The 2,074-nt window shown below is 38.4% G+C and carries 1 protein-coding gene; it reads right to left on the bottom strand.

Going from position 1 to position 2,074, the window contains the following annotated elements:
- Window positions 1-2,074: SprB repeat-containing protein (locus FDM27_RS15970; RefSeq protein ID WP_181161694.1), on the bottom strand; the 2,074-nt coding region annotated here is incomplete at both ends.

Genomic DNA, 2,074 nt, shown 5'->3' with positions numbered 1-2,074 from the left:
AATTATCAGTAGCAGTTAAAGTAACAGCCTGAGGAATTTCAGAACATTCTACAGTTACATTAGCAGGTAAAGCTTCTACAAAAACAGGTTTAGTTTTGTCTTCAACAGTAATTATTTGAGATTTAGAAGATTCATTACCACAAGCATCTTTAGCCGTCCATGTTCTGGTCAAAGTATAGTTACTTGCACAAGTTTCACTGATATTAGATTTTACTTCATTGTAGGTTACTACCGGATTTACATCACAATTATCAGTTGCAGTTAAAGTAGCAGCAGTTGGAACAGCTGAGCATTCAACAGTTATATCAGCAGGAGCTTCACTCAATACAGGAGCAGTAACATCCTGGATTTTTATAGTTTGTGTAGCAGAAGCAGCATTTCCACATTGGTCAGTTACTGTCCAAGTTCTGGTTATTACTTTGTTGCTTGTACAAGCAGTAGCCGGAGTTAAACAAATACTGTTGAATTGAATACTTCCATTTACGCTGGCTTGTTTTTTAGAGTATATAAACCAGGTTCCATTCATCGAACCTGTTAAGTTTTCAAAACTAGAGACATAACTTGTAACTCCAGTAATTACATTTGGAGAAGACAATGCGCCATTTGGTGTAAAGTTTTGAGGAATATCCTGAGAAATTACATCGTTGTTATTCCATTGTGGGTTTCCTGAACTATTTGGATAGAATACAGGTAAGTACAATTCTTGGTCATTTGAATTAGCATCTTCACAAGCACCACCTGTACAATAAGGCCCAACTAAGACAACAGCTTGTCCACTAGGTGCAACCAAAGTAAATTCAGCTCTTCCTTTTCCTTGATTGGTCTCAAATGCAAGGGCAACTTTTTCAATATCTTTTGCAGTTAAGTTGTCAAAACCATTTACATTAAAGTAGAAATAGTTACCGTTTCCAGCATTAATATTAGTCTTAGCATCATTTCCAAAACAATTTGAGTCAATATAAGTAACAGTAGGGTTTTGATCACAAGCATCAGAAATATTAGTTACAGCACCTGTTGTAGTAGGATCTAAATTAGAAACACAATTTGCACCAGCATTAACAGTAATATCAGCAGGAACTGTAAAAGTAGGAGCAGTGATATCCTGAACATTAATTTTTTGTGATTTTGTTGCAGTGTTGCCACAATCGTCAATAGCTGTCCAAGTTCTTGTTACAGAATAAGATCCTGCACATTGACCTGGAGTTGTTACATCTTCAAAAGTCAAAGAAACAGATGTGTCTACATTGTCTGTAGCAGTTGCTTGAGCAAACTCAGGTTTTGAAGGACAATTAATTGTCGTTTCACTAGGTAATTGACTAATTACAGGAGGAGTACCATCACCATCAAGAATTGTTACATCAATAGTTGTAGTACAACCTTTAGCATCCGTTACCGTGAAAGTATGTAAACCAGCAGCAAGCCCTGTTTGAGCAGGAGTGATTGTATATCCGGCAGTCCCACCAGCAGGCGTAATAACTACCGAACCATCGTTACCACCTTTACAAGAAACATTTACTTGAGATCCTGCAGTTGCAGATAAAGCGTTAGTTGGTTCCGTGATTGTTACATCAATAGTTGTAGTACAACCTTTAGCATCCGTTACCGTGAAAGTATGTAAACCAGCAGCAAGTCCTGTTTGAGCAGGAGTGATTGTGTATCCGGCAGTTCCACCAGCAGGCGTAATAACTACCGAACCATCGTTACCACCTTTACAAGAAACATTTACTTGGTTAGAAGCAGAAGCAGATAAAGCGTTAGTAGGTTCTGTTATAGTTACATCAATAGATGTAGTACAACCTTTAGCATCCGTTACCGTGAAAGTATGTAAACCAGCAGCAAGCCCTGTTTGAGCAGGAGTGATTGTATATCCGGCAGTCCCACCAGCAGGCGTAATAACTACCGAACCATCGTTACCACCTTTACAAGAAACATTTACTTGATTAGAAGCAGAAGCAGATAAAGCGTTTGTTGGTTCCGTGATTGTTACATCAATAGTTGTAGTACAACCTTTAGCATCCGTTACCGTGAAAGTATGTAAACCAGCAGCAAGCCCTGTTTGAGCAGGAGTGATTGT

Origin of the sequence: Flavobacterium sp. GSA192 (genome assembly GCF_006386525.1) — a bacterium.
Taxonomy (GTDB): domain Bacteria; phylum Bacteroidota; class Bacteroidia; order Flavobacteriales; family Flavobacteriaceae; genus Flavobacterium; species Flavobacterium commune.
The sequence above is the reverse complement of the archived record's forward strand: the minus strand, read 5'-3'. Positions and strand labels throughout refer to the sequence as shown.